19 protein-coding genes and 1 other annotated feature are annotated in these 20,829 nt (G+C 51.0%); of the genes, 9 read left to right on the top strand and 10 right to left on the bottom strand.

Translation table 11 applies throughout. From position 1 onward, the window contains the following. Positions 1 to 108 precede the first annotated feature (108 nt). The 4 genes from OGY01_RS06705 to topA all read right to left on the bottom strand — a co-directional run bounded on the left by OGY01_RS06705 (position 109) and on the right by topA (position 4,514). Positions 109 to 276: a YciX family protein gene (locus OGY01_RS06705; RefSeq protein WP_190284562.1), complete on the bottom strand. Its 168-nt coding sequence runs from the start codon at positions 274 to 276 to the stop codon at positions 109 to 111. Positions 277 to 278: 2 nt separating this feature from the next. Continuing rightward, a complete protein-coding gene (locus OGY01_RS06700; RefSeq protein ID WP_223306996.1) occupies positions 279 to 419 on the bottom strand; it encodes a YmiA family putative membrane protein in 141 nt (46 codons plus the stop codon). A 313-nt stretch (positions 420 to 732) separates the two neighbouring features. Then, positions 733 to 1,707, bottom strand: a complete 975-nt coding sequence (gene cysB, locus OGY01_RS06695; RefSeq protein WP_045443507.1) for an HTH-type transcriptional regulator CysB — start codon at positions 1,705 to 1,707, stop codon at positions 733 to 735. A gap of 209 nt (positions 1,708 to 1,916) precedes the next feature. Next, complete coding sequence (gene topA / locus OGY01_RS06690; protein ID WP_045443510.1) at positions 1,917 to 4,514, bottom strand: type I DNA topoisomerase; 2,598 nt, start codon at positions 4,512 to 4,514, stop codon at positions 1,917 to 1,919. A 399-nt stretch (positions 4,515 to 4,913) separates the two neighbouring features. Here topA and OGY01_RS06685 point away from each other — a divergent pair, with 399 nt between their 5' ends. Further along, a complete protein-coding gene (locus OGY01_RS06685) occupies positions 4,914 to 5,165 on the top strand; it encodes a YciN family protein (protein WP_003020616.1) in 252 nt (83 codons plus the stop codon). A gap of 52 nt (positions 5,166 to 5,217) precedes the next feature. Here OGY01_RS06685 and sohB read toward each other — a convergent pair whose 3' ends face one another. Further along, on the bottom strand, positions 5,218 to 6,264 hold the full coding sequence (sohB, locus tag OGY01_RS06680) for a protease SohB (RefSeq protein ID WP_045443515.1): 1,047 nt from the start codon (positions 6,262 to 6,264) through the stop codon (positions 5,218 to 5,220). 222 nt (positions 6,265 to 6,486) lie between these two features. Between sohB and OGY01_RS06675 the strand changes: the two genes are divergently transcribed. Together OGY01_RS06675 and cobO are read left to right on the top strand one after the other, a co-directional pair. Continuing rightward, positions 6,487 to 7,248: a YciK family oxidoreductase gene (locus OGY01_RS06675; protein ID WP_045443519.1), complete on the top strand. Its 762-nt coding sequence runs from the start codon at positions 6,487 to 6,489 to the stop codon at positions 7,246 to 7,248. Then, positions 7,245 to 7,835 carry a cob(I)yrinic acid a,c-diamide adenosyltransferase gene (gene cobO / locus OGY01_RS06670; protein WP_048221382.1) on the top strand — a complete coding sequence of 197 codons (591 nt, stop codon included), beginning with the start codon at positions 7,245 to 7,247 and terminating at the stop codon, positions 7,833 to 7,835. Before OGY01_RS06675 ends, cobO begins: the two co-directional genes overlap by 4 nt. An 85-nt stretch (positions 7,836 to 7,920) precedes the next feature. Here the strand turns inward: cobO and rluB are convergent, their stop codons facing one another. The 3 genes from rluB to rnm form a co-directional block, all read right to left on the bottom strand. Then, positions 7,921 to 8,796 (bottom strand): 23S rRNA pseudouridine(2605) synthase RluB, encoded by an 876-nt coding sequence (gene rluB / locus OGY01_RS06665; RefSeq protein ID WP_045443524.1) that lies wholly within the window; start codon positions 8,794 to 8,796, stop codon positions 7,921 to 7,923. Positions 8,797 to 8,896: 100 nt separating this feature from the next. Further along, positions 8,897 to 9,517, bottom strand: coding sequence for an L-threonylcarbamoyladenylate synthase (locus tag OGY01_RS06660; protein WP_045443527.1), 621 nt, complete (start codon positions 9,515 to 9,517; stop codon positions 8,897 to 8,899). Beyond that, positions 9,514 to 10,392: an RNase RNM gene (rnm, locus tag OGY01_RS06655; RefSeq protein ID WP_286492683.1), complete on the bottom strand. Its 879-nt coding sequence runs from the start codon at positions 10,390 to 10,392 to the stop codon at positions 9,514 to 9,516. Before rnm ends, OGY01_RS06660 begins: the two co-directional genes overlap by 4 nt. 135 nt (positions 10,393 to 10,527) lie before the next feature. Here rnm and trpL point away from each other — a divergent pair, with 135 nt between their 5' ends. The 6 genes from trpL to trpA all read left to right on the top strand — a co-directional run bounded on the left by trpL (position 10,528) and on the right by trpA (position 17,196). Continuing rightward, a complete protein-coding gene (trpL, locus tag OGY01_RS06650; RefSeq protein WP_012905981.1) occupies positions 10,528 to 10,572 on the top strand; it encodes a trp operon leader peptide in 45 nt (14 codons plus the stop codon). Further along, positions 10,549 to 10,643 (top strand) — a sequence feature (Trp leader region). (Overlaps the previous gene by 24 nt.) Positions 10,644 to 10,666: 23 nt before the next feature. After that, positions 10,667 to 12,229 (top strand): anthranilate synthase component 1, encoded by a 1,563-nt coding sequence (locus OGY01_RS06645; protein ID WP_284096852.1) that lies wholly within the window; start codon positions 10,667 to 10,669, stop codon positions 12,227 to 12,229. Next, complete coding sequence (trpD, locus tag OGY01_RS06640) at positions 12,229 to 13,824, top strand: bifunctional anthranilate synthase glutamate amidotransferase component TrpG/anthranilate phosphoribosyltransferase TrpD (RefSeq protein WP_286492682.1); 1,596 nt, start codon at positions 12,229 to 12,231, stop codon at positions 13,822 to 13,824. The genes OGY01_RS06645 and trpD overlap by 1 nt, the downstream gene beginning before the upstream one ends. A gap of 3 nt (positions 13,825 to 13,827) precedes the next feature. Beyond that, the gene (trpCF, locus tag OGY01_RS06635; protein ID WP_200011102.1) at positions 13,828 to 15,186 is read left to right on the top strand and encodes a bifunctional indole-3-glycerol-phosphate synthase TrpC/phosphoribosylanthranilate isomerase TrpF; all 1,359 of its coding nucleotides are present in this window, start codon (positions 13,828 to 13,830) and stop codon (positions 15,184 to 15,186) included. 10 nt (positions 15,187 to 15,196) lie between these two features. Next, positions 15,197 to 16,390, top strand: coding sequence for a tryptophan synthase subunit beta (gene trpB / locus OGY01_RS06630; RefSeq protein WP_045443538.1), 1,194 nt, complete (start codon positions 15,197 to 15,199; stop codon positions 16,388 to 16,390). Further along, on the top strand, positions 16,390 to 17,196 hold the full coding sequence (trpA, locus tag OGY01_RS06625) for a tryptophan synthase subunit alpha (RefSeq protein ID WP_045443540.1): 807 nt from the start codon (positions 16,390 to 16,392) through the stop codon (positions 17,194 to 17,196). Before trpB ends, trpA begins: the two co-directional genes overlap by 1 nt. Positions 17,197 to 17,229: 33 nt before the next feature. Here trpA and OGY01_RS06620 read toward each other — a convergent pair whose 3' ends face one another. Further along, a complete protein-coding gene (locus OGY01_RS06620) occupies positions 17,230 to 18,696 on the bottom strand; it encodes a GGDEF domain-containing protein (protein WP_048221379.1) in 1,467 nt (488 codons plus the stop codon). 864 nt (positions 18,697 to 19,560) lie between these two features. Further along, positions 19,561 to 20,829: a Y-family DNA polymerase gene (locus OGY01_RS06615; protein WP_286492681.1), complete on the bottom strand. Its 1,269-nt coding sequence runs from the start codon at positions 20,827 to 20,829 to the stop codon at positions 19,561 to 19,563.

Raw genomic sequence — 20,829 nt, 5'->3', positions numbered from 1 at the left:
TTATGCAATCGCTTACACGTTGTTTTTTATCTACGGGATCTGCGACGTCGTATTCGTCCCAAATTCAAAAAGGCAGGTTAATAATAATTATTATGAACTACACATTGATTATTTTTTCTGTTCTTCTTCATCGAACAAATCAATAAATGCCCGCTGTTGTGGTGAGAGCTGCCACGAATCGGGAATATCCATCACATATTCAGTGTTGGTCTCCTTCTCTTGCTCATTATCCTGATGAGATGGCACAGAGGAGGATTGTTGTTCCTGCGCGGACATGGTTATCCCCAAACTTGCCAAATCACGAGCGCTACCACAATCCAGAACACTGCGGAGCCAAGAAAGACCGTGGACCATGCTTTACGTTTCAGCGCGGGATCCCGGCGTTGTGGCTGATTTCCAGAAGGCATCGCTAACCTCATACTATCGAAATCACTTATCATTTAGGCACCAAACAATTGGTACAATTAATCATCAGATGAGAGAAATCCTAAAGAAAAAGGTGAAAAAAAGCCAGTTAATTTTCGAATCCGGTAAGGTAAATAAATCAATTTTTTGATCGGATATAAATATTTGAAAGGGTTTTTGGCGAGCTTGCTAATTTGACACTACTTTAGCGGGTATTCCCCATAAATAATATACGGTTTATATACCCTATGGATAATCATAAATACATTCAGATTTCCCAGCGGTATCGCTATGCGCTTAGCGATACCGTTGAGGTAACATCCGTTATTATTTCTCTGGCAATTTAATATCTTTAAACATGGCTTCAATGTCATCGTTAGAACGCAATGCAACCGCTGTATCGACCACATCGCGGGTCAAATGTGGTGCAAAACGCTGAATAAAATCATACATATAACTGCGTAAGAACGTGCTGCGACGAAAACCGATTTTAGTCGTGCTATGGCTGAATACATCATGCGCATCGACACGTACCAGGTCAGGATCGGACACAGGATCGACCGCCATGCTGGCGATAACACCCACGCCCAGCCCCAGTCTTACATAGGTTTTGATCACATCGGCATCGGTCGCGGTAAAGACAATGCGTGGCTCCAGACCTGCTCTGTTAAACGCCGTATCAAGCTCCGAACGACCGGTAAAACCAAAGGTGTAGGTTACCAGCGGGTATTGCGCCAGTTCTTCAATAGAAACCGATGATTTACCCGCCAGTGGGTGATCCGGCGTGACGACGATCGAACGATTCCAGTGGTAGCACGGTAACATAACCAGATCGTCGTACAGGTGCAGCGCTTCCGTCGCAATGGCAAAATCCGCATTACCTTTCGAAACGGCTTCAGCAATTTGCGTCGGCGACCCCTGATGCATATGCAAAGACACACGTGGATACCGCTCAATAAAGCCTTTAATCACGTTTGGCAAGGCGTAACGCGCCTGGGTGTGCGTCGTGGCAATGTACAGGGAACCTTTATCCGGCCAGGTATGTTCACCGGCAACGGACTTAATGGCATCCACTTTAGACAGAACTTCTCGAGCAATACGGATGACTTCCTGCCCTGCCGGAGTCACCTGCGTCAGGTGCTTGCCGCTACGGGCAAAAATCTGGATGCCAAGCTCATCTTCCAGCATACGAACTTGCTTACTAATACCAGGCTGAGAGGTATAGAGTCCTTCGGCCGTTGAGGAAACATTAAGGTTGTGGTTAACCACCTCAACAATGTAGCGAAGCTGCTGTAATTTCATGTTAAACCATCCAGATTAGCGCCATCAGATCATCGTTTGAGAGCAGGCAGTGTCGCGCTGCTAATACGATTTAATAATAAAAAACTTATTAACTATAACCACTATATCATTTAAATTTGAGCTGTATAGAGATGACAAAAAATAATAACCCTTCAATAAAAAAGGGCCGCTTTCGCGACCCTTTCAGGAGAAATCCAGCTGACAGGTTGTTATTTCTTACCTTCCACCCATTTTCCGTCAACGAAAAACGCCGACCATCCGGTCGCTTTACCGTCTTTCTCAGCGGCAACATACTGCTGCTTAGTTTTACGGCTAAAACGTACCATCGCTTTGTTACCGTCTGGATCAGTCTGCGGTGCATCAGCAAGGTAACGCAGTTTCTCCGGCAGACGATCGCGGAAGCGGTACAGCTCTTCCACTAACGGTGCGCGAGTCTCACGTGATTTCGGGAACGTATTGGCGGCCAGGAAGATACCAGCTGCGCCGTCACGTAACACAAAATACGCGTCCGATTTTTCGCAAGGCAGCTCCGGTAGCGGAACGGGATCTTCTTTCGGCGGGGCCACTTCACCGTTACGCAGGATCTTACGGGTGTTTTTACACTCGTCATTAGTACAAGCCATGTACTTACCAAAACGCCCCATTTTCAGGTGCATTTCAGAGCCACACTTCTCACACTCAACGATCGGACCGTCATAACCCTTGATACGGAACTCGCCCTCTTCGATTTCGTAACCGTCGCAAGTAGGATTATTACCACATACATGCAGTTTACGTTTTGGATCGATGAGATAGCTGTCCATCGCCGTGCCACACTTCTGACAGCGACGTTTCGCACGTAAGGCGTTGGTCTCTGCATCGTCGCCTTCCAGCACGTTCAACACTTCGTTTTCTGGCACCAGGTTAATGGTGGTTTTGCAACGTTCTTTCGGCGAAAGTGCGTAACCGGAACAGCCCAGGAAGACACCGGTACTGGCGGTACGAATACCCATCTTACGGCTACAGGTCGGGCAGTCGATGCTGGTCAGTACCATCTGGTTAGGACGCATGCCACCCTCTTCAGGATCTTTCTCGGCTTTATCCAGTTGCTGAGTAAAATCACTGAAGAAGTTGTCAAGCACACCCTTCCATTCGGCTTCGTGGTTAGCCACCTGGTCGAGACTGTTTTCCATCTGTGCGGTGAAATCGTAATTCATCAGTTCGCGGAAGTTTTCTTCCAGACGATCGGTGACGATTTCGCCCATTTTTTCAGCGTAGAAACGACGGTTCTCAACCCGAACATAGCCGCGATCTTGGATCGTAGAAATGATCGACGCATAGGTGGATGGACGACCAATCCCGCGTTTTTCCAGTTCCTTAACCAGTGACGCTTCACTGAAACGAGCTGGCGGTTTGGTAAAGTGTTGCGCTGGCGTCAGTTCGATTAACGTCAGCTCGTCGCCTTTGTCCACTGCAGGTAAAATACGATCTTCATCGCCCTTACGCAGTGCTGGCATAACTTTAGTCCAGCCATCAAAGCGCAGAATACGTCCACGCGCTTTCAGGCGGAAATCACCTGCGCCCACGGTCAGCGTGGTGGAGTCATATTTAGCCGGTGTCATCTGACAGGCAACAAACTGGCGCCAGATCAGCTGATACAGTTTTTGCGCGTCAGCTTCCATATCTTTCAGCGATTCCGCCTGCACGGCGACATCAGAAGGACGGATTGCTTCGTGCGCTTCCTGTGAGTTCTCTTTACTTGCGTACTGGTTCGCACTCTCCGGCAGATATTTTTTGCCAAAATTGTCGCTGATATAATCACGAACCATAGATACAGCATCCTGGCTCAAATTCGTTGAGTCAGTACGCATATAGGTGATGTAGCCTGCTTCATACAAGCGCTGCGCCATCATCATGGTTTTCTTCACGCCGAAGCCCAAACGCGTGCTGGCAGCCTGCTGTAGCGTGGAGGTGATGAACGGCGCACCAGGTTTACTGCTGGTTGGCTTATCTTCACGTTCCAGTACGCTATAACGCGCTTTCTCCAACAAACTTACTGCGGCAAGCGTCTGCTCGCGGTTAACCGGGCGGAACGGTTTATCGTTCTGATGCGTCACTTCCAGCGGCAATGCATCGCCGGATGGCGTGGTGGTATTAGCATCAATTTCCCAGAACTCTTCTGGTACGAATGCCTTGATTTCGCGTTCACGCTCAACGACCAGCCGCACGGCTACCGACTGTACGCGACCGGCAGACAGGCCACGCGCAATCTTTTTCCACAGCAGCGGCGAAACCATATAGCCCACGACACGGTCCATAAAGCGGCGTGCCTGTTGCGCATTAACACGATCAATGTTCAGTTCGCCCGGTTTTTCAAACGCCTGACGAATCGCATTTTTGGTGATTTCGTTAAACACCACGCGACTATAGCGGGTGTCATCGCCCCCGATCACTTCCCGCAGGTGCCATGCAATGGCTTCCCCTTCGCGGTCAAGGTCGGTTGCGAGATAGATGTGGTCGGCCTTTTCAGCCAGTTGTTTCAGTTCAGAAACAACCTTCTCTTTACCAGGCAGCACTTCATAGCGCGCATCCCAGTTGTGCCACGGGTCAACACCCATACGATTGACGAGAGCGCCACGTTCATCCTTTTTGGGCTTTTTAGCCGTTTTGGTGGAGGTTGAGTCGGCGCTCTTTTTAGTTGCTGAGCCACTGGTCGGCAAATCACGGATATGACCGACGCTGGATTTAACCACGTAGTCATTACCCAGATACTTGTTGATCGTTTTGGCTTTTGCCGGGGACTCAACGATGACAAGAGCTTTACCCATATTCACCTTTACCTAATTTGATTCTTCCAGGAATACGCCGCGCGTTGATTCACCTTCCACTGGCGACGAGACATCGATATGGTCTCTGCGTCGGCGGATATCAACCCTTGTACTGATTGCGCGTTCGTAATGTAACTCTCATGTAACTGAGTTAACAGGATTTTTTGCACGAAAACGCTATAGCACGACGGAATGTTGGTCGAATGTCAAGCAAATCTGTTGCCAGATTGACGAAAGCGTCACACTGTACCTGATAAAATGCGTTACGCAACTTTATTAGCATGCAAAAACAAATCTCGCCAGTAACGACACTGTCGTAAAACCACCGTTTTTGTCAGGGAATATTTGCCCAAAAGGCGGGCTCGGCGTAGACTAATGTCCTTGTTTAAGGAGTAAATAATGCATAAAGACACTCAACCCATCGATCGCGAAACACTGCTGATTGAAGCCAACAAAATCATTCGTGAGCATGAGGACACGCTGGCGGGGATTGTCGCCACTGGAGTCACGCAGCGTAATGGTGTGCTGGTTTTCAGCGGAGATTACTTTTTAGACGAGCAAGGGCTACCGACGCCCAAAAGTACAGCTGTGTTTAATATGTTTAAACATCTGGCACACGTACTTTCTGAGAAGTATCACCTGATCGATTAAAAGCAAAACGCGAGGCCTGTGCCTCGCGTTTTCATTTGTATAGTCTTAAAGCTTACATCAGTGGTTTTTGTCCACGCTGCCACCAACGCAGCAATATGCGATCGGCACTTTCAGCCGCACTACCGGTGAAGCGGTCCATCAGCTTTTTACGCTGCATATAGCGAACGTTAAGCACCTCACGACCGTCCATCAGGCTCAGGATCACCTCGTCGCTGGTATTCACCTCATCCACCAGCCCATTTTCCAGCGCCTGTTGTCCAAACCAGTGCTCCCCGGTGGCAACCTGTTCAATATCCAACGTCGGACGCATGCGATGAACAAAATCTTTAAACAACTGATGGGTTTCGTTCAGATCTTCACGGAACTTCTGTCGCCCTTCTTCCGTATTTTCACCGAGCAACGTCAGCGTCCGTTTGTACTGTCCGGCAGTATGTAGCTCAATATCAATGTCTTTGCCTTTCAGAAAACGGTTAAAGTTAGGGATCTGCGCAACAACCCCAATTGAGCCGACAATGGCAAACGGCGCTGAAACAATTTTATCCGCCACGCAGGCCATCATATATCCGCCGCTGGCCGCAACTTTATCCACCGTTACCGTCAACGGGATCTGCTTATCGCGCAGACGTTGTAACTGTGATGCAGCCAGTCCATAACCATGAACCACACCGCCAGGACTTTCCAGACGAACAACCACCTGATCCTGAGGTTTTACTACCGCGAGTACCGCCGTGACCTCTTCGCGTAACGCACTGACTTCATGGGCATCCATACTACCTTTAAAATCAAGCACCCAGACGCGGGGTTTGTCTGATGATGCACTTTCCCCCAGCTTCGCTTTTGCTTTGGCAGCTTTCGCTTCCAGCTTGTGCTTTTTTTTCTGCGCTTTATGCCACAGTTTTTGCTGATGACCATCCAACAGGGCCATCGACAAATCCTCTTTCATCTCTTTATATTGCTCACTGAGATTGATGACCCGTAATTCCCCACGCTGACGTTTGCGTTGAGTAGCATTCACAATCAGCATGACAATAACCGCAATTGCCACCACGACAGTGATGATTTTTGCCAAAAACAGCCCATATTCAGACAACAATTCCACGTATCCCACCTTGGTTTAACAACGCTACTTTTGCTCAGTGTACAACAGGCGTGTTTGCTCGTCTTGCTTCATCCATTCGGCAGCAGAATCAGCAAAAAGCATGACAAAGTGTTCATTTTGCGGTGTTATTACCTTTGGCTGATTGAAAAATAGCAGGGTTTAAGGCATAAAGCCGACAAGTTATAGCGAACGGGATGGCCAGAGCGTCGCCGAGGAGTAGCCGTGCATTACCAACCTAAACAAGATCTGTTACACGATCGCATTATTCTGGTCACCGGTGCCAGTGATGGCATCGGACGTGAAGCCGCACTAACCTACGCGCGCTACGGTGCGACCGTTATTCTGCTGGGTCGCAACGAAGATAAACTGCGCCAGGTCGCCCATGCAATTTCCGCTGAAAGTAGCTCTACAGCACTGTGGTTTACGCTGGATCTGCTGACCTGCACTTCTGAAGAGTGTCACCAACTGGCGCAGCGTATCGCCACGCATTATCCACGCCTGGATGGCGTTCTGCACAATGCCGGATTACTGGGCGATATCTGCCCTATGAGTGAGCAAAATCCACAGGTCTGGCAGGATGTGATGCAGGTTAACGTGAATGCCACTTTTATGCTGACTCAGGCACTGTTACCTTTATTACTCCAGTCTGATTCCGGGTCGCTGGTGTTTACGTCTTCTAGTGTCGGTCGCCAGGGACGAGCCAACTGGGGAGCATATGCTACCTCCAAGTTTGCTACTGAAGGAATGATGCAGGTTCTGGCAGATGAGTACCAGAACCGCCATCTGCGTGTTAACTGTATCAATCCCGGCGGTACACGTACCAGCATGCGAGCCAGCGCATTCCCGACAGAAGATCCGCTAAAATTAAAAACACCCGCCGATATTATGCCGCTCTACCTGTGGCTGATGGGCGACGACAGCCGCCGTAAAACCGGTATGACCTTCGACGCCCAACCGGGCCGTAAACCAGGAATAGCCCAATGAGTGAAGAACGCTATCAGCAGCGCCAACAACGCGTAAAAGAGCGGGTTGACGCACGCGTTGCCGCAGCCAGTGATGAACGCGGAATTATTATTGTCTTTACTGGCAACGGTAAGGGGAAAACCACCGCTGCGTTTGGTACCGCCACGCGTGCAGTCGGTCATGGAAAAAAAGTCGGCGTAGTACAATTCATTAAAGGCACGTGGCCGAACGGTGAAAGAAACTTACTGGAACCCCACGGCGTGGAGTTTCAGGTAATGGCGACAGGATTTACCTGGGAAACCCAAAACCGTGAATCAGACACTGCCGCCTGTCTGGCCGTGTGGGAACATGGTAAACGCATGCTGGCCGATCCTGAGCTGGATATGGTCGTACTGGATGAACTGACGTATATGGTGGCATATGACTATTTGCCGCTTGAAGAGGTTCTCAACGCCTTAAATACCCGCCCTTCGCATCAGACGGTCATTATTACCGGCCGTGGATGTCATCGCGATATTCTGGAGTTAGCGGATACGGTCAGCGAGCTGCGCCCGGTTAAGCACGCCTTTGAAGCGGGCGTGAAAGCCCAGATGGGGATCGATTACTAACAGTAGGCCGGATAAGGCGCTTACGCCGCATCCGGCTCCACGCGCTAACGCCTGATGGCGCGTTGCTTATCAGGCCTACTCATGATTAACCGTTGTTGCTGCGACCACCCGGACGACGACTGCTGCCCACCTGGGTGTGACGCTTAACCGCACGGCGGATCTGGTTCGCTTTCATACGACGTCGATCTTTCTCAACGGCGACTTTCGATGAGGTTTCCGGCTTTAACTCCACCAGCTCACGCAAATAGTTTGTCTGCGCCAGGTCCAGCTCGGTCCAGCCACCACGTGGCAAACCTTTTGGCAGCGGGATATCGCCATAACGCACGCGGATCAAACGACTAACCTGTACACCTACAGCTTCCCACAAGCGACGCACTTCGCGGTTACGCCCTTCAGTCAACGTAACGTTATACCACTGGTTAATCCCTTCACCACCGCTGAATTTGATCGTTTTAAATGCAGCCGGACCATCTTCCAGTTGCACGCCACGACTCAGATCACGCAGTTTTGCATCATCAACCTGGCCGAACACGCGCACCGCGTATTCACGTTCAACTTCGCGGCTTGGGTGCATCAGACGGTTCGCCAGCTCACCATCGGTGGTAAACAGCAGTAAACCACAGGTATTCACATCCAGACGACCAACTGCAATCCAGCGCGCATCGCGCAGTTTTGGCAAACGGTCAAAAACGGTCGGGCGACCTTCCGGGTCATTACGGGTACACAGTTCACCTTCCGGCTTGTAATACGCCAGAACGCGACAGATTTGCTCCGCAGATTCTTTCACCGAAATCAGATGACCATCGATACGGATTTTCAGACCAGGCGTCACTTCAACGCGATCGCCGAGCGTGGCGATTTTGCCATCAACGCTCACGCGACCCGCTGCAATAATGGATTCAATTTCACGGCGAGAACCGTGGCCAGCGCGCGCCAGCACTTTTTGTAACTTTTCGCTCATAGAGCTTCCTTTAGGTGTCGCCTTCACAGGCGTCGAACAGGAGAATCAACGGCGCCAGTCAGCGCCATTTTAAGGCCGCGTAGTATACCGAGTTGCGCCCTTATAAGAAAGGTTTAACGTCGCCGACGCCTTCACGCAATACCACCGGAGAATCATCGGTTAAATCGATAACCGTTGTCGGCTGCTGCCCGAGATAACCGCCGTGGATAATCAAATCAACCAGCTTCTCCAGACGATCTTTGATCTCTTCCGGATCGGACTCGGTAAATTCACTGCCCGGCAACATCAGCGACGTGGAGAGCATTGGCTCACCCAGCGCCTCCAGCAGCGCCAGCGCGATTGGATTTGATGGTACACGCAGGCCGATAGTTTTGCGTTTTTCCTGCAGCAGTCGGCGCGGCACCTCTTTTGTCCCTTTCAGGATGAACGTGTAGTTGCCTGGCGTATTGTTTTTAATTAAACGAAAGGCAACGTTATCCACAAAAGAATAGGTCGACAGCTCGGACAGATCGCGGCACATCAGCGTAAAATTGTGCCCATCGGGCAGATGACGGATACGACAAATGCGCTCCATGGCACTTTTATCTTCAATTTTACAGCCTAACGCATAGCCGGAATCGGTTGGATAAACAATCACCCCACCTTTACGCACAATCTCAACGGCCTGGTTGATCAGTCGCTGTTGTGGGTTATCAGGATGAATATAAAAAAACTGGCTCATACTTTCCTCTCTGTAGTCTCGGGCTGTTCCCAAAGATGCCAAACGCCTTCAACGCCTGCGGGCAACCAGAGTTTACGACCCAATTCAATCCACGGGCATGGCTGATGAAAATCAGACCCTTGTGATGCCCACAACTGATGCTGGCGTGCTAACGTTGCCAGATGGGTACGCTCATTGGGAGACTGTTGACACTGCGCGACTTCCATCGCGTCACCGTGATGTTCAGCAAAATGTGCAACCAGTCTTTTCAGCCACTTAGCGCTAAGATCGTACCGGCCAGGATGAGCCAGCACCGCCTTACCGCCAGAATGATGAATGACATCAATAGCTTGTTCTATTGTACACCACTGCGGCGGAACGTAACCGGTTTTCCCGCGGGCAAGATATTTTTTAAATACATCGGCCATAGTGGTGGCTTTTCCACACTCCACCAGGAAACGCGCAAAATGCCCCCGCGTGACAGCTCCGCCATCAGCCAGACGCAACGCCCCTTCCCATGCTCCCGGAATATGGGCTTTATCCAGTCGTTCAGCAATCAACCGCGCTCGCTGCTGACGACGCTCCGTTTGTTCTGCCAGGAATTCACGCATCATGGGGTGTGTAATATCAATATTCAGACCCACAATATGAATCTCATGATTTTCCCAGACTGTTGAAATTTCAACGCCAGAGATCAGGTTTAACGCTAAACCCGAACGTGAAATTTCTTCTCTTGCCGCCGCAATAGCTGCCGTGGTGTCATGATCAGTGATCGCCAGTGTACCGACTCGCATCTCTACCGCACGGTGTACCAACGCTTCTGGCGTCAATCGTCCGTCGGACGCCGTTGTATGACTGTGCAGGTCGTAAATCACTGCGTAATTCGTGTCGCTCAAGGCGGCTCCCGTTTCTATAAATGTCGTATCACGCTCATCATAGCGGTTCCGACAAATTTACTGAAATCAGGTGTTGACTTTATTCCATCGAACTAGTTAACTAGTACGCAAGTTCACATGAAGAAGGTATCTGAGATGAAAGCAACATTTGTACTGCATGGTTGGTGGCGCACTTCCTGATTTCGGGCAGTGTCTTACGTCTGCAATATGCAACCAGATACCAGGCCCGCTAAATGAGCGGGCTTTTTTTTGAACAAAATTAATGAGAATAACGATGCAAACACAAAAACCGACACTTGAACTGCTGGCCTGTGATGCCGCCTATCGTGAGAATCCGACAGCATTGTTCCATCAGGTCTGCGGCGCTCGCCCGGCGACGTTGTTGCTGGAGTCTGCCGATATCGACAGCAAAAATGATCTGAAAAGCCTGCTGCTGGTCGACAGCGCGTTGCGTATTACCGCTTTAGGTGACACCGTCACCATTCAGGCGTTATCTGCTAACGGTGCATCGCTGCTCCCTCTGTTGGATGCCGCCCTGCCCGCTGGTGTTGACAATGAGAAACAGCCAAACGCCCGCCAGTTGCGTTTTCCGGCCGTAAGCCCATTGCTGGATGAAGATGCCCGCTTATGTTCGCTTTCCGTTTTCGATGCTTTTCGTTTATTGCAGGAACTGGTCAACGTTCCGGCGCAAGAGCGTGAGGCGATGTTCTTCGGCGGTCTGTTTTCCTACGATTTAGTCGCCGGATTTGAAGATTTACCTCAGCTTGAAGCGGGTAACCGTTGCCCTGACTACTGCTTCTACCTGGCTGAAACACTGATGGTCATCGACCACCAGAAAAAAAGCACTCGTATCCAGGCCAGCGTATTTACCCCCAGTGAAGAGGAAAAACGCCGTCTGAATGCGCGTCTGGCACAGCTGAGCCAGCAGTTAACCGAACCTGCGCCGCCGCTACCGGTCACGGATGTACCAGACATGCGCTGTGAGTGCAATCAGAGCGACGAAGAGTTCGGTGCAGTCGTACGTAGCTTGCAAAAAGCCATTCGTGCAGGCGAAATTTTCCAGGTGGTCCCTTCCCGCCGTTTTTCGCTTCCTTGTCCGTCACCACTGGCCGCTTACTATGTGCTGAAGAAGAGCAATCCCAGCCCGTACATGTTTTTCATGCAGGATAATGATTTCACACTGTTCGGTGCATCCCCGGAAAGTTCACTGAAATACGATGCCACCAGCCGCCAGATTGAGATCTACCCGATTGCCGGGACCCGCCCTCGCGGTCGTCGTGCAGACGGAACGCTGGATCGCGATCTCGACAGTCGTATTGAACTGGAGATGCGCACCGATCACAAAGAACTTTCTGAGCACCTGATGTTGGTGGACCTTGCACGTAACGACCTGGCCCGAATCTGTACACCGGGCAGCCGCTACGTTGCTGATCTGACCAAAGTTGACCGCTATTCATTTGTTATGCACCTGGTCTCCCGCGTCGTGGGCGAACTGCGTAACGATTTAGATGTCCTGCATGCTTACCGCGCCTGTATGAACATGGGTACGCTGAGCGGTGCGCCAAAAGTTCGCGCCATGCAGCTTATCGCGGAAGCGGAAGGTCGCCGCCGCGGTAGCTATGGCGGAGCAGTAGGCTATTTCACTGCCCATGGCGATCTGGACACCTGCATTGTGATCCGCTCCGCGCTGGTGGAAGACGGCATTGCCACCGTACAGGCCGGTGCCGGGATTGTTCTGGATTCTGTTCCGCAGTCTGAAGCCGATGAAACTCGTAATAAAGCACGTGCGGTTCTGCGTGCTATCGCTACCGCGCACCATGCACAGGAGACATTCTAATGGCTGATATTCTGCTGCTCGATAACATCGACTCTTTCACCTATAACCTGGCAGATCAGCTGCGTACTAACGGTCATAACGTCGTCATTTACCGTAACCATATTCCGGCACAGACGTTAATTGACCGGTTAGCGACTATGAAAAACCCGGTACTGATGCTCTCGCCAGGCCCCGGTGCGCCAAGCGAAGCAGGCTGTATGCCGGAGCTGTTAACCCGTCTGCGCGGTAAGCTGCCGATCATCGGCATTTGTCTGGGACATCAGGCGATTGTCGAAGCCTACGGTGGATATGTGGGTCAGGCTGGTGAAATTTTGCACGGCAAAGCCTCCAGCATTGAGCATGACGGCCAGGCTATGTTCACAGGTCTGGCGAATCCGCTGCCGGTAGCGCGCTATCACTCGCTGGTAGGCAGTAACGTTCCAGCCGGACTGACCATTAACGCCCACTTTAACGGCATGGTGATGGCGGTGCGCCATGACACCGATCGCGTGTGCGGTTTCCAGTTCCATCCTGAGTCGATTCTCACCACCCAGGGCGCACGTTTACTGGAACAAACGCTGGCCTGGGCGCAACAGAAGCTGGAACAAACCAACATCCTGCAGCCAATTCTGGAGAAACTGTACCAGGCTCAAACGCTCACACAACAGGAGAGCCACCAGCTGTTTTCCGCCGTAGTACGTGGTGAACTGAAGCCCGAACAACTGGCCGCTGCGCTGGTGAGTATGAAAGTGCGTGGTGAGCATCCAAATGAAATCGCTGGTGCAGCCACCGCTCTGCTGGAAAATGCCGCACCGTTCCCGCGTCCGGACTATCTGTTCGCCGATATCGTTGGTACCGGCGGCGACGGCAGCAACAGTATCAATATTTCCACCGCCAGCGCGTTCGTCGCCGCAGCCTGTGGGTTAAAAGTAGCTAAACACGGTAACCGTAGCGTATCCAGTAAGTCTGGATCCTCGGATCTGCTGGCGGCATTTGGCATCAATCTGGATATGAACGCCGATAAATCCCGGCTGGCGCTCGATGAACTGGGCGTCTGCTTTCTGTTTGCGCCGAAGTACCACACCGGTTTTCGTCACGCAATGCCGGTCCGCCAGCAGCTAAAAACCCGCACGCTGTTTAACGTGCTTGGACCGCTGATTAACCCGGCGCATCCGCCGCTGGCGCTGATCGGTGTCTACAGTCCGGAACTGGTACTGCCGATTGCCGAAACGCTGCGCGTACTGGGATATCAGCGTGCGGCCGTGGTTCATAGCGGCGGAATGGATGAAGTTTCACTGCATGCACCAACCATCGTAGCTGAGCTGCATGATGGCGAAATCAAGAGTTATCAGCTGACAGCGGATGACTTTGGCCTGACGCCATACCATCAGGAACAGCTGGCAGGCGGCACTCCGGAAGAAAACCGTGACATTCTCAGTCGCTTGTTACAAGGTAAAGGTGAAGCCGCTCACGAGGCTGCTGTTGCCGCGAATGTCGCCATGTTAATGCGCCTGCACGGTGAAGAAGATTTAAAAGCCAATGCGCAAACTGTGATTAATGTACTGCGCAGCGGAGCGGCTTATGACCGTGTCACTGCACTGGCAGCAAGAGGGTAAATGATGCAAACCGTTTTAGCGAAAATTGTCGCAGACAAGGCGATTTGGGTAGACGCCCGCAAACAGCAACAACCACTGGCCAGCTTTCAAAATGACGTTCAGCCGAGCTCCCGTCATTTCTACGATGCGCTGCAGGGGACCCGCACCGCGTTTATTCTGGAGTGTAAAAAAGCGTCCCCGTCAAAAGGCGTGATCCGCGATAACTTCGATCCGGCTCAAATTGCGGGTGTGTATAAACATTATGCTTCAGCGATTTCTGTACTGACCGACGAGAAATATTTTCAGGGAAGCTTTGATTTCCTGCCAATTGTTAGCCGCATCGCACCGCAGCCGATCCTGTGTAAGGACTTTATTATCGATCCTTACCAGATTTACCTGGCGCGTTATTACCAGGCGGATGCCTGTCTGCTGATGTTATCGGTATTAGACGACGAGCAATATCGCCAGCTCTCCGCCGTGGCTCACAGTCTGAAAATGGGCGTACTGACGGAAGTCAGTAACGAAGAGGAACTGGAACGCGCGATTGCACTTGGCGCAAAAGTCGTCGGTATTAACAACCGTGATTTACGTGACCTGTCGATTGACCTGAATCGCACCCGCCAGCTGGCACCGCGACTGGGTCACGGCGTAACCGTCATCAGCGAGTCCGGCATCAATACCTACGGCCAGGTACGCGAACTTAGCCACTTCGCCAATGGTTTCTTGATTGGATCCGCGTTGATGTCCCATGACGATCTCCATGCCGCGGTGCGTCGCGTTCTGCTCGGCGAAAATAAAGTGTGCGGCCTGACCCGGGCGCAGGATGCAAAAGCTGCGTATGAAGCAGGTGCGATCTATGGCGGGTTAATTTTTGTCCCCTCTTCTCCGCGCGTCGTTGGTGTTGAGCAGGCACGCGAGGTCATGGCAGGCGCACCACTACAGTATGTCGGCGTGTTTCGTCATCACGATATTGATGACGTGTGTGTAAAAGTCAAAAATCTGGCGCTCACAGCCGTGCAATTACACGGCAACGAAGATCAGACATATATCGATACGCTGCGCGCCACATTGCCGGAACACGTGCAAATCTGGAAAGCGTTAAGCGTTGGTGAGTCACTGCCTGCCCGGAGCTATCAACATGTTGATAAATACATTTTCGACAACGGGCTCGGCGGCAGCGGTCAACGTTTTGACTGGACACTTTTAGGCGGACAATCGCTGGATAACGTTCTTCTGGCTGGCGGACTTGGCGCAGATAACTGCGTTGAGGCAGCTAAAACCGGCTGTGCCGGTCTCGATTTCAATTCTGGCGTAGAGTCGCAGCCGGGCATCAAAGACGCTCGTCTTCTGGCTTCGGTCTTTCAAACACTGCGCGCATATTAAGGAAAAGGACATGACAACATTACTCAACCCCTATTTTGGTGAATTTGGTGGCATGTATGTGCCGCAGATTCTGATGCCAGCGCTGCGTCAACTGGAAGAAGCATTCGTCAGTGCGCAGAAAGACCCTGAGTTTCAGGCTCAGTTTACCGATCTGCTGAAAAACTATGCGGGTCGCCCTACTGCACTGACCAAATGCCAGAACATCACCGCAGGCACAAACACCACGCTGTATCTCAAGCGTGAAGATCTGCTGCACGGCGGTGCGCACAAAACCAACCAGGTGTTGGGCCAGGCGTTACTGGCAAAACGCATGGGGAAAACCGAAATCATCGCGGAGACCGGCGCGGGTCAGCACGGTGTTGCGTCTGCTCTCGCCAGTGCTCTGCTGGGCCTCAAGTGCCGCATTTACATGGGTGCAAAAGACGTCGAACGCCAGTCGCCAAACGTCTTCCGTATGCGCCTGATGGGTGCAGAAGTGATCCCGGTACACAGCGGTTCCGCCACGCTGAAAGATGCATGTAACGAAGCGCTGCGCGACTGGTCTGGCAGTTACGATACCGCGCACTATATGCTCGGTACGGCGGCTGGCCCGCACCCATTCCCAACCATTGTGCGTGAATTCCAGCGCATGATCGGGGAAGAAACCAAAGCGCAGATCCTGGAAAAAGAAGGCCGCCTGCCGGATGCGGTTATCGCTTGTGTCGGCGGTGGTTCAAATGCTATTGGCATGTTTGCTGATTTCATAAACGACGCCAGCGTCGGTCTGATTGGCGTTGAGCCGGGTGGTCACGGAATTGAATCCGGTGAACACGGCGCACCATTAAAGCATGGTCGCGTCGGGATTTACTTCGGTATGAAATCCCCCATGATGCAGACCGAAGAGGGACAGATTGAAGAGTCCTACTCGATTTCCGCGGGCCTGGACTTCCCGTCAGTCGGGCCACAGCATGCTTATCTGAACAGCATCGGTCGTGCTGACTATGTTTCGATTACCGATGACGAAGCGCTGGAAGCCTTTAAAACGCTGTGTCTCCATGAGGGAATTATTCCGGCACTGGAATCTTCTCACGCCCTGGCACACGCATTGAAAATGATGCATGAAAACCCGGAAAAAGAGCAGTTGCTGGTGGTCAATCTCTCCGGTCGCGGCGACAAAGACATTTTCACCGTACACGATATTCTGAAAGCGCGAGGGGAAATCTGATGGAACGTTATGAAAGCCTGTTTACCCAGTTGAAAGACCGCAAGGAAGGCGCTTTTGTCCCTTTCGTCACCCTCGGCGATCCTTCTGTTGAACAGTCACTGAAAATTATTGATACATTAATCGACGCCGGTGCCGACGCGCTTGAACTTGGTATTCCGTTCTCTGACCCACTGGCTGACGGCCCGACAATTCAGGAAGCCACATTACGTGCGTTTGCAGCAGGCGTCACGCCGTCGCAGTGTTTTGAAATGCTGGCGCTGATTCGTCAGAAGCACCCTGCCATTCCTATTGGCTTGCTGATGTACGCCAATCTGGTCTTCAGCAAAGGTATTGACGAGTTTTACGCTCAGTGTGAAAAAGTCGGCGTGGATTCTGTGTTAGTGGCTGATGTGCCAATTGAAGAGTCAGCACCGTTCAGGGCTGCTGCATTACGCCATAACGTTGCACCTATTTTCATCTGCCCGCCGAACGCTGACGACGAACTGTTACAACAGATTGCCGCCAGTGGCCGCGGTTATACCTACCTGCTTTCGCGGGCAGGCGTAACAGGTGCAGAAAATCGGGCAGCGTTACCGTTGCACCATCTGGTCGAAAAATTGAAAGAATACAATGCGCCTCCCGCCTTGCAGGGCTTTGGTATCTCTGCGCCTGAGCAGGTAAAAGGGGCGATTGAAGCAGGTGCTGCTGGCGCCATTTCCGGCTCAGCGGTTGTCAAAATCATCGAAAAAAATGTTTCAGCTCCGGAACAGATGCTGTCTGAACTGAAAGCTTTTGCCAGTGCGATGAAAGCCGCCACCCGTCAGTAATTTATAAAGCCGCCAGAACTCCTCTGGCGGCTTTTATACTTTTGCCAGTTTCATCTTATACATTTCGTTATCCGCATTCTGGATTGCCACATCCAGCTCACCATTAACTTCTGCAATACCCCATGACACCGACAGCGGCACTGTATGACCATCCACCACAAATACGTGGCTGTTGACCTGCCCACTAATACGCTCGGCTATGGCAAGAGCATCACTCGCCTGGGAGCGAAACAGCAGGATCATAAATTCATCCCCACCGGTGCGGATCACGATATCGTGACTGGTTCGGGTGTTAGACAGCATTCTGTTGGCAATAGTTTGCAGCGCACGATCCCCAGCCGCATGGCCCCAGGTGTCGTTGACAGCCTTGAACTTATTACAGTCCAGCAGCACCACTGAACAGTGTGATAAATCCCGTCGTTTGATAATGTCGAGGATCTTGCGATTAAAACAGCCGGTCAGGGAGTCGATATATACCTTGAGATCACTCTCATTAAGCCATGTTTTCAACGAAAAGCTGATCATAATGAAGAAGAATGGCGCCAGGAGAATAACAATCCCGGCCTGGGGATCCCGCACCATAAATCGGCTGAGTGAGATTGAATAATGCAGGGCATATTTTTCTGACAAACTTCTGACCGAGTAGTGGGCGCCATTACATTTTCCGGATAAACAAAGACTCTCCAGGTTGAGTAAATTGACCAGCGCCACGTTAAGTCCCGCCGGGATCCGATACTCAAACGCGTTCGCCAGCGCCTCCTTTAGTTCCGGCTTCGCATGGTCATAAACCAGGTACGCCACAATATGGTCAGTGACTTCTTTACCTGAAAGATCGTAGATATAACTCACCACGCTAAACGCCTTTTCACCGGTAATTTTATCGGTATAAAAGTTCGTTGAACTGAGAGCTTTGTTTTTGACATTTTTTTGCAGTAATCGGGTATAAAAATCGACGGGCGGATAGAAAAAACTGGAAACATCCTTCGCCATCTCAGAATCAGAATAATTGAAGTTACGAGCATCGGCAGGCATAAACCAGTAAAAATAGTCAGCATCCTTGGCGATGATATAACGATGTGCATCGAAGGTCCCCGGATTCAGCTCGTTCACCTTCCCTCGAATAAACTCAGCCGCCGTGTACATACACAGAGCCTGACTACTGATTTTTTTGGCGATAATACTCCCCGATGCCGAATGTACACGCGCTCGATCGGCATTGATTCCCCATTCGTCCTTATTCCGCGGAACGAATTGCGACATATCGCCACATTGCCCGGCATTTCTGATGTGATGATAGCGTTCCCCAATTGCATCAGAGAGAAGTTCATTGTCGTTAAAAATGTCCATCATGCGCGATTGCAGACGGTTGATCCCTTCACTCGCAGTGGCCATACGTTGTTCGTAAATGATAAACAGGAACAACGAGGTAAATATCAGAGTAATCAGGCCCGATACCAGCAATGCCTGCCTGTTTCTGAGCTTATCCTGCACAATCTTCACGAACCCACCCTGATAGTTAACAGTATGACCAAACCAATTACCCGCTTATATTGTTGCATAACAGCCCTGAGTGCTTGTCAAAGATGTCAATTATTCTGTTACTGATGATAAGGTGAAGTCACACCGTCTCCGAGAGATAAAGTTACAGATTTATTTAAAAAAAGAACATATTTTGTTAACAAAAATCAAGAGTTAGCTATCACCAGCGATCGGACAGACCGCCCGACAATCGCTTACGCCCGCAACATAACCAGTTTCGATTTCACAGACAGGGCTGGCGCTGCAGCGAGAATTTGTTTCAGGCGATAAGTTTGCTTAAAGAGTAGCATTACATTGAAGGGGAAAAGGCCGGATGAGAAGTACAGAACATAAAAAAAGGAGACGGAAGTGCCAGTAATGATGGCGCGGCACTGGCTGGCCAATTCGCATTACCCTCGTGACATAAGTCGTTGGCAATACAGAAAATCAGGGACCAGAATGGGTGCATCCTCTGTCAATACCGCGCCGATTTCCCCTTGCTTTGGTTCCCCCCTAAATTAAACGCTTTGAGAGGGAAGCAGCGGAAGTTGAGACTCAATGATGTCTCAGTTGTCCATTGCTATGTTTAGGTCCTATTCGACCTGCCTCTATCAGAATTTCCTCTATGAGTTCTTCAAGGCACTCCTTTCCATGATGATCACAGACAAGATGCACCTGTCGGGAAATTTCTTCGTGCTTCATACCATCACATAATGCTGCCTTGAGCATTAAGGTGGCCCATCGTTTTGCTTCAGAGTGAGTTAGCATAACCCCTCCCGATATTTGATACCTCTATAAGCGTAGCTGTCTGGGTGTGAATCACCGGACTTTCCTGGCTTCATAAGTCTAGCGGACTCGAAGAAGATCTGCGTATCTGGTGGTATAACGAGGAGAGAGCATTTCTCGCTTCATCTGCCACTGTTGCTGGATCCCCTGCCCGGCGAAATACAACGTCCCTCTGCCCTCTTTAGCATTCAGGAGATCCAGTACCCCCATCAATTTTTCACTGCCTGCACGCGGTGCGTTATCATCAAACAAATTGAGCTGGGCCACGCCCTGGCTGTAAAAATCACCCAGCATGACTCCCGCTTTCTGATAGCGATATCCAGTTTTCCATATGGCATCCAGGCTTCGTATCGCTGCAGCAATGATATCCCTGCTGTCCTGAGTTGGAGTAAGCAGCTTCACCGATGCACTGTTACTGTAAAACGGTTCATTCAGCGCAAATGGCGAGGTTTTAACGAAAACGGATATGAACCGGCAATATTGATGTTCGCTACGCAGTTTTTCCGCAGCTCGCGACGCATAGCTGCAGATAGCCTGACGCATAGCCTCATATCCGGTGATCCATTCACCAAACGACCGGGAACAGACTATTTCCTGTTTAGCCGGTGCAAACTCTTCCAGCGCCAGACAAGGTTCAGCACGCAATTCACGTACCGTTCTTTCGAGTACGACAGTGAAATGCTTGCGAATAAAACGGATGTCGGTATCAGCCAGATCCAGAACCGTTTTAATCCCCATGCTGTCCAGTTTTTTGCTGATACGGCGACCCACCCCCCAGACTTCATCGACAGGCAATGCAGCCATGAGTTTGCGCTGTCGCTCAAGATTCGATAAGTCCACAACACCGCCCGTCTGCCGCGGCCACTTTTTTGCCGCATGGTTAGCCAGCTTGGCCAACGTTTTGGTCTGGGCAATGCCGACCCCGACAGCGAGGTGAGTGCGCTGTTGTATCGTTGCACAGATTTCCCTGCCGAAGTCGGTCAGATCACGACAATTCCTTACGCCCGTCAGATCGCAGAACGCCTCATCTATACTGTACATCTCCACGCGGGGGGACAACTCTTCCAGTGTGGACATCACCCGGAGACTCATATCCGCGTAGAGTTCATAATTACTGCTAAAACACACTACTCCGCAGCGACGAAACAAATCCTTTTGTTTGAAATATGGATCGCCCATTTTTACCCCAACGGCTTTTGCTTCAGGACTTCGGGCTATAACACAGCCATCGTTGTTTGACAGAACGACAACCGGCCTTCCCTTCAAATCTGGCCGGAATGCCGTCTCACACCTGGCATAAAACGCGTTCACATCAACCAGTGCAAACAT

Source organism: Citrobacter sp. Cm038, assembly GCF_030333105.1.
In the GTDB taxonomy this organism is placed as follows: Bacteria; Pseudomonadota; Gammaproteobacteria; order Enterobacterales; family Enterobacteriaceae; genus Citrobacter; species Citrobacter murliniae.
Note: the sequence above shows the minus strand (reverse complement) of the source record. Positions and strands in the feature narration are given on the sequence as shown.